This window comes from Bradyrhizobium diazoefficiens (genome assembly GCF_016612535.1).
Classification (GTDB): Bacteria; Pseudomonadota; Alphaproteobacteria; order Rhizobiales; family Xanthobacteraceae; genus Bradyrhizobium; species Bradyrhizobium diazoefficiens_C.
The window spans coordinates 38,623-52,588 of the sequence record NZ_JAENXS010000004.1 but is presented as its reverse complement, the minus strand read 5'-3'; the positions used below and the strand labels follow the sequence as shown (position 1 = coordinate 52,588).

Here is a 13,966-nt window from a genome sequence, read left to right as displayed (position 1 = left end):
CTCCACCAATAAGACGCACTGATGCGGCATCTTGATAGAGAGGATAGCAAGTCTCGTGCCGAAGCGTTTGCGGGCTGAAAGACGTCGAATTCCAGCGATTTCAGGCTTCAGCGGCGCGGATGAGCTGATTGGCCGCGGCAGATTTTCTGCATACTAACTTTGCTATGCATAGATGGTTTTCAAAATGAAGAGGCCGAGCGACAGCCACGCGCTCGGCAACCAGCAGCGTCGAAAGTCCTATCCGCGGCGAATTTTTTCAAGCCGGAGGCTTATCCAAGCATCGTGAGCCGAGTCGGCTTCACCCGTGGCGATTTCCGCACGCAGGGCAGTCGACCTCGAGCAGATAGCCGTACCAGATGCCCTGGCAGCGGCTGCACCAATGTCCAGTCATCTGCCGCTCGGGCAAACCAAGGCGCTTCGACAGCTCACTCGATCCAAGGTCCTTGAAGGGTGCGTTGGCTCCTGGGGGCGAAACCCGGGATTGCGGAAATCGGACCAGCTTCGTCGGCGGGCTCGGCTCGGAAGAATTCGACCTCTCGATCATTGGCGCTCTCACTGTGCCTCATCAAGGCTGTATCGCTTGATCTTGTTCGCAAGCCCAACGCGCGACAACCCCAGTTCGTTCGCCGCCTTGCTCTGATTCCAGCGGTGCCTTGAAAGAACTTCACTGACCACCTGCTTCTCGAGGCACTCCACCTTTTCCTTCAACGTGGTCCCCTGCAGGGAATATCCGGCCGAAGAGTTGAGACGACGCGGCGGGGCTGCGAGAATAGCCGGCGACATGTGCTTCGTTGTCAGGTACTCCCCCTCCTCCGTCAGCGAGACCATACGGCGAATCTCATTTTCGAGCTCGCGCACATTGCCCGGAAACTCGTAACCGACGAGCTTCTCCAGCACGGCTGCGGAAATGCCTAGGATCTTCCGTCCCATCGCATCGCTGTGTTTGGCTGCGAAGAATTCCGCGAGCACTGGAATATCGTCGGGCCGATCGCGCAACGGAGGCACCTCGAGCTCGAATCCACGAAGGCGGAAGTAGAGATCCTGCCGAAACACGCCAGTGGCAACCAGCGCCCTCAGCGAACGATTGGAGGCGGCGATGATGCGCACATTGCTGGTGACGATCTTGTCCGAACCCAGCGGTTTCACTTCTCCTTCCTGCAGAAATCGAAGCAGGCTCACCTGAAACGATGGGGATACCTCGGATATCTCGTCGAGAAACACAGTGCCCCTGTCTGCGGCCCGAAACAATCCGAGCCGGTCTGATACGGCGCCCGTGAAGGCGCCGCGCTTGTGACCAAACAGCTCTGACTGCAGCAATTCATCAGACATACCGCCACAGTTCTGGACGAGCAAAGGGCTGTCGCGACGGCCTGAGTTGTAATGGATCGCGCGGGCCAATAGCTCCTTGCCCGTGCCGGTCGCGCCCTGGACCAGGATTGGCAACTCTGTCTTTGCTGCCTTGCGCGCGAGCTCGCACAGATCATGCAGCTTTTCGCTGACGTAGACGAGCTTCTCGAACCGGCGGCTTTCGGGCGGCAGCGGCAGAGCATGCCGGGTGTGAATTCCAGCTGCGTTCGCGGGAAACTTGAACTCACGGGTCAGCAAGCGATGTCGCCTTGCCAGTTCGCGCACCTCCAGCCCCCGCTCAACCATCAGACCGATCTGCCTGGCATCCAGGGGCTTCCGAATCAGCTGATGGATTCCCGCCGGTGCCATCTCACGCTGGCCGAGCTCGGTCTTGGCGTCGAGTGCGAGGATCCGGATCACATCCGGGTGCGAAATTCGCATATCGACCAGTAATTTTAGGCCTTTTGCCTCGGCGCCGTACTCAACGAGCGCAATATCCACGTGTGCATCGGCCAGCGCGGCCAACGCACCATCCACCGAATCGGCCGTCAGAACGCGGTAGTCATATTCGTCCGACAACGTCTCGGCGATGGCCGCCCATTCCGGGCCGCTCCGCGCGACAATCAGCACTGTCCCTAGTTCGCGCATGCAACATTCTTTTCAAATTGGAAACTAGGTTAGCTGTCCAGCCCGAATAAATCAATGTCGGTTCCTTCTCCGGTTTTGCTGTGCCGACGTGGCGTGTAACGAAGGCGCCTGTGTAAACCGGCAATTAACCCCGAAGGCGGATCGGCCGGCTTAGCAACTTCACTGAAATTACCCCATGCCTAGCCTCGATCCTCGCTGTGGGGGCAGCTGGACATGGATTATTCTCAAATCAGCGACATCGGCATGATGGTTTCGGACCGCATCAAGCGCGCGCGCAATTGGCTGTTCGAATCGCGGATTTGCGGCGCAGCAGACGTTGCGGCTGGCGAACAGGTTGCGCGCCTGAAACAGGAAAATGACCGGTTGAGGCGTGAGCTCAAGCGCCTAAGCGACTTTCTCGATACGTCCTCAGACGTCGTCTGGGAAACCAACGACCGGCTGGCGATCACAACCAGTAATGCCGATCTCCAATTGCCGACTGACCACATCGGCCTCAAGCTCGTGGAAGCGCTCGGAATCAACCCGCTCTCCAGCCAGCGCTGGATCGGCCACCTGCAGAGCCTTGCCGGCCGGCAGCCCTTTCGCGGATTCGAACTTTCGGTCCACCAATCGGACGGATGTGAGGTCTGGCTGGAGATCAACGGCAATCCAACTTTTGCAAGAGGCCGATTCCAGGGCTATCGCGGCACTTGCCGAAATGTGACCGAGCGCAAGCGCTACGAAGCGCAGATCGCTTTCATGGCCAACCACGATCCGCTCACAAGGCTCGCCAATCGGGCCCAGTTTCATGAATTGACCACCCAGGCATTGGTCACCTCGGGCCGGCAAGAAAGCATTGCCGTCCTGTGCCTGGATCTCGACGGCTTCAAGAACGTCAATGACACGCTGGGGCACGGCGTCGGGGACTTGCTGCTGCTTGCGGTCGCCGACCGGCTGCGGTCATGCGCCGAGCAAACGGATGTTGTCGCGCGCCTCGGTGGTGACGAATTTGCCATCCTGCGCGCCGACACGGCCGGTCGCGAGGAGGCCTGCCAACTGGCGGAGAGGATCCTTACGGCAATCAACGAGCCCTACCTGATTGATGGCCACCGCGTCGTCGTCGGCACCAGCATCGGAATCAATGTTGCTGCGCGGTCAGAGACAAAGATCGACAGCCTGATCAAGAACGCCGACGTCGCTCTCTATCAGTCAAAGGCTGACGGGCGAGGCACATATCGGGTCTTTCAGAGCGAAATGAACATCCGCCTGCAAGAACGGCGCGCCCTGGAGGTGGATCTGCGCGCCGCACTGGAGCTTGGCCAGTTCGAGCTCTTTTACCAGCCGATCGTCAATATCGCTTCGAAGCAGATTGTTGCGTTCGAAGCGCTGCTACGCTGGAATCATCCGAAGAAAGGAATGATATCGCCTGCGACGTTTATTCCGCTGGCCGAAGAAACCAGCCTCATCGTGCCCATCGGCGACTGGGTCCTGCAGCAAGCTTGCCGCGATGCGGTCTCGTGGTCCAACAACATCAAGGTTGCCGTGAATCTTTCGCCGGTACAATTCAAGCGCGGCGCCCTGGAAATGTCGGTGACCCGCGCCCTTGCGGGGACGGGTCTGCACGGCTCGCGTCTGGAACTGGAGATCACCGAGAGTATCTTGCTTCAAGACGAGGCGACGACGCGCGACACTCTCAACAACCTGCGTGTCCTTGGAGTCAAGATCGCCATCGATGATTTCGGAACGGGGTACTCCGCGCTAAGTTACCTACGCAATTTCCCACTGGATAAGATCAAGATTGACCAATCCTTCATTCGGGATCTCAGCGAGAAAGGCAATGCGGCTCCGATCGTCAGAGCGATCTCGGAGCTTGGTACGGCTCTCGACATGACGATCGTCGCGGAAGGCGTTGAGACAGCCGAACAGCTGATGATTCTTGGGGATCAACGCTGCACGGAAGCCCAAGGGTATTTCATTGCGCGCCCGCAGCCCGCTGCGCAGCTGCTCCATGGCTCAAGGGCGGTCGCCTGATGATGTCAAAGCCGGCCCGAAACGCCGCCGCATCAGAACCGACCAGACACCGTCAAGCGAACGGCCAGCGGCTCGACCGGGTGCAGGACGTAGTCCATCACGCCATTCCGGCACACCGCAGTGGGCGCGGTCTGAATAGGGTAGCAGAGATTATAAGGCGTGTCGGTCTTCAGAAGCGAACCATAGGCATAAGTGATCTGGTTTGCCCTTGCGTTGAAGAGGTTGAGCACGTCCAGCTGGATGCGCCAGCCATTATCCGCCCCATAGCCGAGCCGCGCATTGACGACGCTGGTCGGCTGTGAGCGGAACGCATTGTCCTCTGTCAACGGACTCGAGCCGAGATAACGCCAGCGCAACGCACCGAACCACCCAGTCCTCTCGCCGAGCGTGATGCCGGCGGACGCCACCATCGCAGGCGCGTTCGGAATGTAGTTGCCGGGCGCGTTGCCGATCTGGGCGTCGGGATAACCGGCAAGCGAGGCATACACGGCTGCCTGGTCGCTGTCGGAGCCGAGAAAGCGCGCATGGGTCATCGCGACATCGGCCTCGATATCGATCCAGGGTTTTGGGCGATAATGGTTGGTCCACTCGAAGCCGTAGCGGCGGCTCGGCCGGCTTGCGGAGGTATCGCCGGCATCGCCGTTGAAGACGATCTCCGAATCCTGGCCGAGCAGGAAGACGCTCAGCGAGGTGTCGAGATCGGGAATGATCCTGCTGCGGAGGCCGACCTCGGCACCCTTGGTGCGCACCAGGAGCGGCGCCGGCGTAAGCTTCGTGGCCGGGTCGACCGGATCTTCCGTCGTCGTCGCACCGCGCGCGTCGTTTGAGTGCATGCCGTAGCCGGCGCCCACAAAGAACTCGGTCTTGTTGAACGGCCCCAGGACCATCCTGAACTTGGGGCTGCCGATCGCAGCATCAACATGACCGGAATTGTTGGTGTTGAACAGCGAGGTGACGCCGGCTGCAGAATAATCGCCGCGCCAGCCGACGATAGTTCTGAGCCAATCGGTCCAATGGACAGTCGACTGGGCATAGAGGCCGAGGCTGCCCTCACTGACCTTGTCGCTACGAACGTTGGAGAGCAAGCCGCGCTGGAAGGTATCGGTCAGCGCGAGATCGATGGCGTCATAGCGCGATTGCACGCCGAAAGTCGTCTCCATCGGCAACCCGGCCAACGAGCCGTTCAGCGTCCGGGCGACGTTTGCTCCCGCCATCAGCCGATCGTCATGCTGGTGAAACTGGTCGCCGAGTACAGGATCCTTCAGGAAATAAGTGAAATTGTTGAAGAGGTCGAGCTCGCTCTTCACGACATAGGCGTTCGCCTTCCAGAATCCCCTGTCATCGCTCTGCGCCACGCTTGCCGATAGCGCGAAGCGGTTGGTGTTGCCGCCGTCGCTCGGATCCTCTGCGCCGAACCGATCCAACATGCCGCTCTTGATCGCCCGCTGCGGCACCTGGTCGGTCGAATTCCATTTATTGGCATAGGCCATGCCGGTCACGGACACGCCGTCGGTCGCGGTGCCCTGGCTGTAGCGCACGAGCCCGTTCAGCTTCCGCACGTCGTCCGGATTATCCCAGGGGCCATTGTAGGTGCCGGCTTCGCCGGCGATGAGCAGCGAACCGTCACCAAGGCTCACGGAGTCCATGCCGAGGAAGCGCCTATAGCCGAAGCTCCCGGCGGTCATCTGCGCCAGCCCCTTGGTGGTGCGGTCGATCAGGCCGATATGCACGCTGCCGACGGAGCTGAAATCGCCTTCATCGGCAAAGTAGGGACCTTTGCGCACCTCCATCGTGCCGATGGTTTCCGGGATCAGCCAGTTGAGATCGGCATAGCCCTGACCATGCGCATGGGTCCGCATGTTGACCGGAACGTCATCGACGGTGATCGCAAGATCGGTACCATGATCAAGATTGTATCCCCGCAGAAAATACTGGTTGGCCTTGCCCTCGCCGGAGTGCTGCGTCACGATCAAACCCGGCACCGCTTCCAGCAGTTCGCCTGGACGCGCTACGGGGCGCGCCCGCAACTTCTCGCCGGACACCGTGATTTGGCTCGCCATGCTCTGCGGCGGCGCAGGGCCAGAGGCGGCGCTGCGCGCATCCGCTCCCACGACTGCTGTCGGATGCACTACGATCCGCGCAGCCGAGGGTGCCGGCTTTTTTCGGGTTTGCGACGAAAGCTGCCTTCTCGTTGCGACGGGCTGGCCGCGAATCACTTCGATTGGTGGAAGCTCTTGGACAGCTTGGGCCGGTTCGGCGGCGCCACTGTCTGCGTCCGTAAGAATGACGCAGGCACCTAACAAAGCTGAAATGCAACGTCCACATTGACAGACAATGCGGCCAGGTCGCCGCGATCGCGGCGGCATTCGCCGCTGCGGCGCCTTTCGGAGTTCGACGTCGACTCGTTGCTGCAAAGATCCCCCGGTCAGGTTCAAGCGACGAGGCCAACCGCAACCCTTCGAACGTCGTGAGCCGTTTCTTAGGGGCTCTCCTCCTCCCTCTATTATTTTGGCTAACATACACAGTATGACCCCATAGACAATTGATCATACCCACTGGGACGAAGCGCTGTTCAGCAATTGCAAACTCACTTTGCAGTTTGGACGGCAAGATTTAGTCGAGCGCGGGCTAACGCAATGGCCGCAAACCAACTTTGCAACATCATTCGCGCTCCTGTCGATCGGAGTAATCGCTGAGGTTCGAACCGGTACGCGCGGGACCGGACCTAGGATAGCCCGTTCAAATGCTTGTGCTCGTGACGATGGAGCGCGAGCGTTCAGATATCATCGACAGATTCAAGAAGGCCATCAAATCGTCCGCCGAGATCGTCAACGGCTTCTACGTCACCGGAGACGCGGACTTCGTCCTATACGTTACCGCCACCAGCATGGAAGAATATGAGGAGTTCACGCGGCGGTTCGTCTATGTGAACCCGGACATCAAGGGATTCAAGACGATGGTCGTCTTGGATCGCGTAAAAGCGGGCTTTGCTATTCCAGTGGAGACTCCGTGCGAAGAGTGACCGCGCGCTGATGGAGATGTCTACATCGCGGATTGATGTGTTTGCGCGTCGCCAATGAGCGGGGATGGCCGTCAGAGTCTTTCCTGCCATGCGGCATCAGCGGTGCTGGGTGCACAAGACCGCCAATGTCTTGAACAAGGTCGCGGCCTCAGTGCAGGCCAACATGAGAAGCATTTGCACGACGTTTCGTGGGGCCGTCGAACAGAACTGACCCAGGCCCGCTCATCTTGGAGTGGGCGCCGACAACAAATCTGTCAGTCTAGCCTGATCATGGGTAAATCCGACATCTCGTTGTCAACCGCCAAGACGTTTCTCTGCGTTCGGCTTACCCTTTGTCTTTGGTGCGACGAACTGCACCCCGACGTGAGACCCATCCACCCAAATTAGCTCGCAGCGCCGAAATGCCAGACCCGTGGAGGACAGAACCAAGAAGAATTCCTGTGCTTTCAGGGGTTCAGTTGAGCCTTCGACCTCAAGCTTGGCACCCGTTGCAGAGGCGTCCACAAGTATGCAGCTTCGCCGCCACGTCCCATCGACACCCATGATGCTGACCGTGTGTTTATGTTCAAACCGAACACGGTGCGCCTTTCGATTGTTTTCCATCATCAGCAATCCCCGATTTCAAATCAGTTCCTCCAAATAAATGCGCCGCCTCCCTGCGCGTTGCTGCAATAAGCAACTCGATCCTCGTCGACTGAGCCAGTAAAGTCGTTCTGGTTGTTTCATTCAGTTTTGTCTGTCCAACGATCAATCGGATGCGGTTAGTCGCGAGTTCAAGAATGAAGATCGCCGGGCGGATGTCATCTTTTGTTTGAATTTCGAGAGCTTGAACTTGCGACAACAAAGCAACGACATTTGCCGCAATGTCAGGCAGTCTCTGGCACGAGGGAATTGTCTCAGAGTTCGCTTTGTAGGGCTGCCGAAATTTTAGCACCGAGGACATCGTCGCAACTCTCTATTGCGGGTCGGCGTTGCGGTGCCGAAAGTGATCAAAAAGCGATGATGAAAAATATAGTTATACGCGAGTACAACGGGACAGGCCAACTCGGATTTAGCTTTGCCATGACAACCATGGCGAAGCCGACCATCTGTAGAATGTCCGCGTTTTACGCCGAAGCCGTTTACAAACAGTTAGGAGGTTGCGATCGGCCGATATTGCCTTATGCAAGTTGCGCCGAGAACGCTATCGGAGTTCGGTAAATATTGGCTTGGGAATGGCCGGGCATCAGCTTCGAGTTATCCAAGTAGCGGTCGATACCCGGAAGAGCGAGAAGATAGCGGCTTGATGGGGGTAATGCTGGCGGGATTGCACATCGGAGGACGCGGCGGTCCGAAGCGCCCGAACTAAATCATCCCTTTTTCGTGACCCGCAAGCTGCGGACGTAATACCCTTCTCGCTGAACGGTTGACCTGATCTCGTCGCTTACTTTGAGAATTCTTTTTCTGCTCTTGCGCCACTTATTTGCAGAGTAAGCCCCGGGTATCGCGGAGCCTGTGCTTAGAACGAGCAATTCACGCTTCCCATTGCGATAGACATCAAACACGTTCGCCCCCGCTGATCTATCGATATGTTTCGGTCACTCTGATCGACCAGCTTACGACCTCGTACAGCTCTGCGGGTTGTAAATGTGCAACGCTCCGCGACTTCTGCTTCACGACGTGCCGTGCCAACGAAGACGCCGTCGAACGTCCGTGCGGCGCTCACTAGCGAGCGAGGTGCGGTCCGACGTGAAGAGGAAGATCGTTTTTTCGCCTGCGCGTATAAGAAAGTGACGGCGAATCGCGGCTCGATCGATATCAGCATGCACTAACTACGCGGCGGCGAGGGCCGGTTCACCTATTCTGTCGGCCGACGAGGCACTTCGAAATACAGCAACGAGCCGATCGGCTTCCCAGAGCTCCCGACTCAATTTTCACCACCTTCAATGGAAGCGAATTTTGAGGGCGTTTCCCCCGAAACCTTCGAATGTTCTACATGCATTCGCTTCGCAAGGGATCAGCATCAAACCCTGGTATCCTCTTCCCAGATACGGCCGCCTGCGATGCCAAAAATTGAATAGCCTTACGTCGCCTCTCACCCCTGATAATTGCCGGGAAACACCATGTCCTGATCGACGAGGACGTTGAACACATAGCCCGGTCGGATTTCCAAGGTCGGCTGGACGTTCAGGTTCTTGCTGATGGTCTGCTCGGCGACCCGGCCAAACGTCTCGGCAAAGCTGTTTCGCGCGGCATCCGAGGGTGTCTGTCGATACCCGTAGGGTGAACTCGCGGGCACTGACATATCGATCCGGCACCGATCGCGGCGATCATGATCGCCGATCCGAATGATCATTGAAGCCGCCATAGCCTTCCGCATCCGTGCCCGCCATGCCGCCGATCTGCAGCGTCGCTCCGTTTGGGAAGATGATGTCAGTCCAGACCACAAGGACGCGGCTCTGCCCGAATGAAATCTTGGAATCGTAGCGACCGAGGAGCTTCGCGCCCTGCGGGATCAACAGATGATGGCCCGTCGCGCTGTCGTAGACGTTCTGGCTGACCTGGGCGGTGATGCGACCGGGGAGGTCAGAATTGATGCCGGTGATCAGCGTCGCCGGAATGACCGACCCGCGCTTCAATTCGTAAGCGGACGCGGCGTGACAACCTTGTTGGGCAGGTAGCCGAGCTTTTTGAGGTCCGCGTTGAAGAAATCCTCTTTCGCCGCCTGTCCGTTCTGATCGATGTTCTGCATGCCGAAGCCGGCACGCAACGTCGCCGCATAGAGATCGGACGCGCCGCCCGCAAGGACAGGTGTTGTCGTCCTTGCCAGCGCCGTGTTGCTCGTTGCCGTTGCCGCGCTTGTCTGGAGCTTGCTCAGATTGATGGCGAGCGGTGAGTCATGGGCGGCATCGTTGGCCTGCACGCGCGCCATCCGCTCGCGCTGTCGCTCCCGCAGATATTGCTCATGCGCCTCGCGCTCGAGCCGCGCCCGCCATAGCGCCTCTGATTCGAGCTGCGAGCCGGCCCGCGCCTCGGTCTGTTGTCGACCAGAAAAGGGATTGTTGGCCGGTTTTGGTGTATCCGGCAGCTGCGGCGACGGCTGGAATGTTTGCGCTTCCGCCTGATCTCCGATGATGCCGTTGGAGATGCCTTTCTTCAGCTGATCGGCGTAAGTCGAGGCCGGATTCGACGAGGCCGTATCGATGCCGGCGTCGCGCCGGAAGTACAGGCCGCGCGATGTCAGGCGTAGAAGATCACGGCAAAGAAAACGACCACCAGCACGATCGCCACCATGATCGGCAAGCGGTTGAGCCGGCCCATTCCTCGCGCCTCCTCTCCATCCGGGATTGCGCCGAGCTTCAGGGACTGCACCATTGCCGCCTCCCCTATCCGCGCTGCATCATAGAGAGCGGACTGGTCGGCGATGCACCCCGGCGGTCGCGGATGCTCGGCTAAGCCATTGATATGGTGCGCATAACTCGATTACGGAATATATTCCGATTTTCAGAAAGCAGACAGTGCTGGTAGTTAGCCCCCAACCGACGTTTCTTACGAGGTGGCAAAAAAAGGTCTCTTGTGAGCCAGCCATTGCGCGCAATTCCGCTCAACGCAGATGTCGCTGCAGCAAGTTCGGCGTCTACTTTTCCCGCCAGCTATCCATGATCAGGGTGTCGCCGATGGCCAGACCACTGACGGTCAGCGCGCTACCTACCAGTGAGTCCAAAGACTGGTCACCGAACGCCGGCCCGCCACGCTTCCTCAAAACATACGTTGTTCCGTCGTCGCTCTTCAGCGTGACGGCGTCGCGCCCGCTCTTGGATTGGCCGCCGACGCGACCTCGCATGACGCGCCCGGATAGCTCAACTGACTTTGGATCCATGTCATCGGCTCACAGATTCATCCAAGGAGACTATTCCATCCCCTAATATATGGGCAACCAGCACCCTCACAAGGGTGTGTTTACTCCCGGATATACCGTCGACATGTTCCTCGAGTTGGGTCGTGACCGCAATCCGAGGCTGCCGCCCCGCTGACTTCGCGACCCGGCGGAATGTAGCTCCGCCGTCGACGTTAAAGAGCTCGACACTGCCCGAAAAGCCGCGCTGCTTCGCAACAGCTTCAACGCGGGCCTTGACCGCGTCGGTCGTGCGAACCTGCCGCCCCAGAAAGGTTGCCGCCGATGCTACCGCGCTACCCTCGCTCTTGAGTGCCATGCGGCGCGACTTCCGGGCGCTGCTGGCATCATCGCCCGTCGAGAGCGCGCTAAAGAGGTCTTTGGCTGACGCGACCGGGGCGTTCGCGGCGGCAACGGCTCCCGCCGGGGCCTGGACAGGTACCACGGCCACTGGGACGATCGAGGGATCACCAAAGAGTACGAACTGAGCAAGCGTCTTCAGGTTGACCGGGTCCGACATTTTCTGCGTGTTGATGAAGCGCTGGCGTGCTTGCAACATGGCCCGCCCGGTCGAAGCCCCCTTCAACAGGGCATCAATGAAGTACTGCACCATCAGGTCGGCCTGGGCGTTTGAATTCGGCGGGCCATAGGACATGGTGGTGCTGCCAACGAAGGCAGCCGCGCCACCGGCAAGGTAGACCATACTCATCGGATCCCCACCGGCGCCCGAGAGCGCTGGATCGAAGATTTCGGCGCCATAGCAACATTCGGCGGCAGCCACGGTACCCGGGCTTAGATGCGGCGCGACGAGACTGCTCTGCATCGCCACCGGGAAGTTGGTCCCGCTCTGTCCGTAGTAGCGCGTATCATTGGTCGCGCCGTGGCAATTGATCAGATGGGTGAGCAATCTCAGCGAGGGATCGATGCCGTTGTGACCGTCTGCCGGTGACACGCTGAGCGGATCATGGGTTCCGAACAGAGCGGAAAGATTGAGCTGCGTCGATATTTTCCAGCTGTCGGCGCTCATAGCGAAAAACGACGAATACGCAGCAAGTGGTCTTGGCGTGTGTTGGGTCGCAAGGTTGATGATCTTGGCAAAGGCTGCCGCGTCCGAGGAACCTTTGGTCATCGGCAGACGTCCAACGACGCGGGTGACCGCAAGGTAAGCGCTCGCATTATTGCCAAATGGCGCGGCCGACGCGAAGGGTAGATCGCCAGGGATATCTTGATCACTGTCGGTCAATCCGGGGATCGACGACATCGTGATGTGGGGAACGACGTCGGGGCCGTCGAGCAATAGAAAATAGTCCGGAGCGATCTTCGCATCGATCGCATCCACCGTCCTTTTGACGCCGGACTGATCAGCTGCATTGATGATCGGGGCTACTCCGAATGCCGACATTTGCGTCTGGTCGTCGATATTGAGGATGATCGTCGTCAAGCCGCGCGCAGCATCGACGGCGATCAAGCGAGAAAGGGCCGCCTGGATGGAGGCAACACCTGCGGCGCCATACTTGGCTGTCATTCCCGCCCGGTTCGCAACGATGACCTTGTCGGCAGCGCCTGGCGCCTTTGGTGCAACAGCCATTTTTGGCAAAGCCTTATTTTAGCTTCTGCAGGGTTGAGTCCCAGGCATAGCCTGCGAGTACTGCCGCCGCGGCGGTCTCGATCTTGGGACCGGCGACGGCGATGATCAGAATGGAGGTCAATGCGGACGCTGCGCCCAAAGCCAAATAAGGCAAGAGCAACGTCCAGAAGGACATCACGATCGCGCCGAGCCCCTTAGCTCCAGCCGGTGGCGGCGGCGCAAAGCTGCTTTTAACGAACGCCCATAGCGGCGGCAGCAGCACGCTGATCAGGATTCCCAAGATACAAAACCCGTATTTCCAGAGATCGACGCCAAGATCCGGCATGACAGTTTGCCCTCAGCTTCGCGCTCGCGCGCATTGACTGGAATCGTGCAACTTGCTGTACGGTCCCGCGAGCCAGACGCGGGCGCCGACCGCCAACTGTAAGATTCTAGACGGGCCGCAACGTGCCGACGCTGATGTGGGGCCAGCTCAGTCCGCTGAAATTCAGCAGCACGCGCTGGGTATATTGCAGCTGAAGCGCCGGCTGACCGGAGCCGTCATCGATCTCCTCGATCCAGAACGTCGTGGTGACGGTTTGAGTGACGCCATTTGGACCACCAGCCTTCGGAACCCCTTTGCCTTCGAGGAACGCGATATTGGCAACCCCTCCCCCGATATCTGGTCGGGGAGCTGGAATGGTCACATCGGGAGCAATCGAGGACAGCTTCAGGACCGTCGTTCGGCTGATCTTCTGGCCAGCGATCGCATCGGACAGGAAGAGATTGGGGTTGGTCAGATGGTCGGGCTTGAGACCTGCAAGACGTGCGCGGTCTGTCCGCGACGGGCTGTCCTTGGTGAAATCCTCTTCGTTGGGAAACGGCACAAGCCCCGTCGCGCCATCATCGGCGCTGCCGATCGTGAACGGCGTGATGCTGGCCGGATCGAAGGTTGGCGGTCCCGCAATTTCGACCGCAGTACCTTGCAGATTGATGGTGGTACCGTGTGGAATTGATCCCATGCGGATCACGGTTGTCGGCTCGTTCGGATTGGCAATGACCGGGGCATGTGCCCAGACGCCTGGCTCAAAGTGCTGCCCCGACCCGTCGAAGCTATCCTTGATGGATTGGGTATAGGCGGCCCCACCGAGCACGACAGTCTTTTCGAACAGCGAGCGGTTCGCGATCCCAGAGCCGGTGATCTCGGTGAAATCGATCTGTTCGCTAGTGAAGAAGAGCTGCAGAAAGAAATCGTTCGGGCCGAACTCTCCGATGAAATTCGGACGCCAGATCAGGTTGAAGCCGGACCCTCTCCAGGAGCGCTGCGCATCCTTGCCTGCGACCGGCTGACCGACAAACGGTCGCAGCGGGCCGAGAAGATCGGGGGCGGCGAGGCCCTTTGCAGTCGAGGGCACCACATGCGCAAATGAAAAGTCTGTGTCTATCGGCACGACCGTCTCCAAATCTCGTTTGATCGATAATGTCTTCGCAGAATGTC

The 13,966-nt window shown here is 59.0% G+C and carries 12 protein-coding genes and 2 pseudogenes; 2 read left to right on the top strand and 12 right to left on the bottom strand.

Translation table 11 applies throughout. From position 1 onward, the window contains the following. Positions 1-552 precede the first annotated feature (552 nt). Positions 553-1,995, bottom strand: a complete 1,443-nt coding sequence (locus JJE66_RS34350; protein WP_200520228.1) for a sigma-54 dependent transcriptional regulator — start codon at positions 1,993-1,995, stop codon at positions 553-555. A gap of 213 nt (positions 1,996-2,208) precedes the next feature. Between JJE66_RS34350 and JJE66_RS34345 the strand changes: the two genes are divergently transcribed. Next, positions 2,209-4,005 carry a bifunctional diguanylate cyclase/phosphodiesterase gene (locus JJE66_RS34345; protein ID WP_200520227.1) on the top strand — a complete coding sequence of 599 codons (1,797 nt, stop codon included), beginning with the start codon at positions 2,209-2,211 and terminating at the stop codon, positions 4,003-4,005. Positions 4,006-4,037: 32 nt separating this feature from the next. Here JJE66_RS34345 and JJE66_RS34340 read toward each other — a convergent pair whose 3' ends face one another. Beyond that, on the bottom strand, positions 4,038-6,065 hold the full coding sequence (locus JJE66_RS34340; RefSeq protein ID WP_246756776.1) for a TonB-dependent receptor: 2,028 nt from the start codon (positions 6,063-6,065) through the stop codon (positions 4,038-4,040). Positions 6,066-6,739: 674 nt separating this feature from the next. On the opposite strand from JJE66_RS34340, the pseudogene JJE66_RS34335 reads away from it, so the two are divergent. Next, positions 6,740-7,027, top strand: a pseudogene (locus JJE66_RS34335) (Lrp/AsnC family transcriptional regulator); the annotation flags it as partial. A 294-nt stretch (positions 7,028-7,321) separates the two neighbouring features. Here the strand turns inward: JJE66_RS34335 and JJE66_RS34330 are convergent. The 10 genes and pseudogenes from JJE66_RS34330 to JJE66_RS34300 form a co-directional block, all read right to left on the bottom strand. After that, positions 7,322-7,570, bottom strand: coding sequence for a PilZ domain-containing protein (locus JJE66_RS34330; RefSeq protein WP_311980246.1), 249 nt, complete (start codon positions 7,568-7,570; stop codon positions 7,322-7,324). 22 nt (positions 7,571-7,592) lie between these two features. Next, positions 7,593-7,970, bottom strand: a complete 378-nt coding sequence (locus JJE66_RS34325) for a hypothetical protein (RefSeq protein ID WP_200520224.1) — start codon at positions 7,968-7,970, stop codon at positions 7,593-7,595. A gap of 406 nt (positions 7,971-8,376) precedes the next feature. Continuing rightward, positions 8,377-8,571: a hypothetical protein gene (locus JJE66_RS38780; RefSeq protein WP_311980206.1), complete on the bottom strand. Its 195-nt coding sequence runs from the start codon at positions 8,569-8,571 to the stop codon at positions 8,377-8,379. Between the two features lie 530 nt (positions 8,572-9,101). Then, positions 9,102-9,645 (bottom strand): annotated as a pseudogene (locus tag JJE66_RS38305) (TrbI/VirB10 family protein). Further along, entirely contained in the window at positions 9,642-9,938 is a 297-nt protein-coding gene (locus JJE66_RS38300) for a hypothetical protein (protein WP_246756775.1), read from the bottom strand. The pseudogene JJE66_RS38305 and the gene JJE66_RS38300 overlap by 4 nt, the downstream one beginning before the upstream one ends. 308 nt (positions 9,939-10,246) lie before the next feature. After that, positions 10,247-10,381, bottom strand: coding sequence for a hypothetical protein (locus tag JJE66_RS38555; protein ID WP_283818549.1), 135 nt, complete (start codon positions 10,379-10,381; stop codon positions 10,247-10,249). Positions 10,382-10,643: 262 nt separating this feature from the next. After that, positions 10,644-10,886 (bottom strand): hypothetical protein, encoded by a 243-nt coding sequence (locus JJE66_RS34315; RefSeq protein ID WP_200520223.1) that lies wholly within the window; start codon positions 10,884-10,886, stop codon positions 10,644-10,646. A 1-nt stretch (position 10,887) separates the two neighbouring features. After that, positions 10,888-12,426, bottom strand: a complete 1,539-nt coding sequence (locus JJE66_RS34310; RefSeq protein WP_200520222.1) for a C25 family cysteine peptidase — start codon at positions 12,424-12,426, stop codon at positions 10,888-10,890. A 76-nt stretch (positions 12,427-12,502) separates the two neighbouring features. Next, complete coding sequence (locus tag JJE66_RS34305; RefSeq protein WP_200520221.1) at positions 12,503-12,814, bottom strand: hypothetical protein; 312 nt, start codon at positions 12,812-12,814, stop codon at positions 12,503-12,505. A 106-nt stretch (positions 12,815-12,920) separates the two neighbouring features. After that, positions 12,921-13,919: a heme-binding protein gene (locus JJE66_RS34300; RefSeq protein WP_311980203.1), complete on the bottom strand. Its 999-nt coding sequence runs from the start codon at positions 13,917-13,919 to the stop codon at positions 12,921-12,923. Positions 13,920-13,966: the final 47 nt, after the last annotated feature.

Bases quoted from the DNA above. Each gene is read 5' to 3' on its own strand.
- JJE66_RS34350 (WP_200520228.1), bottom strand. From the start codon at position 1,995: ATGCGCGAACTAGGGACAGTGCTGATTGTCGCGCGGAGCGGCCCGGAA.
- JJE66_RS34345 (WP_200520227.1), top strand. From the start codon at position 2,209: ATGGATTATTCTCAAATCAGCGACATCGGCATGATGGTTTCGGACCGC.
- JJE66_RS34340 (WP_246756776.1), bottom strand. From the start codon at position 6,065: ATGGCGAGCCAAATCACGGTGTCCGGCGAGAAGTTGCGGGCGCGCCCC.
- JJE66_RS34330 (WP_311980246.1), bottom strand. From the start codon at position 7,570: ATGGGTGTCGATGGGACGTGGCGGCGAAGCTGCATACTTGTGGACGCC.
- JJE66_RS34325 (WP_200520224.1), bottom strand. From the start codon at position 7,970: ATGTCCTCGGTGCTAAAATTTCGGCAGCCCTACAAAGCGAACTCTGAG.
- JJE66_RS38300 (WP_246756775.1), bottom strand. From the start codon at position 9,938: ATGGCGCGCGTGCAGGCCAACGATGCCGCCCATGACTCACCGCTCGCC.
- JJE66_RS38555 (WP_283818549.1), bottom strand. From the start codon at position 10,381: ATGGTGCAGTCCCTGAAGCTCGGCGCAATCCCGGATGGAGAGGAGGCG.
- JJE66_RS34315 (WP_200520223.1), bottom strand. From the start codon at position 10,886: ATGGATCCAAAGTCAGTTGAGCTATCCGGGCGCGTCATGCGAGGTCGC.
- JJE66_RS34310 (WP_200520222.1), bottom strand. From the start codon at position 12,426: ATGACAGCCAAGTATGGCGCCGCAGGTGTTGCCTCCATCCAGGCGGCC.
- JJE66_RS34305 (WP_200520221.1), bottom strand. From the start codon at position 12,814: ATGCCGGATCTTGGCGTCGATCTCTGGAAATACGGGTTTTGTATCTTG.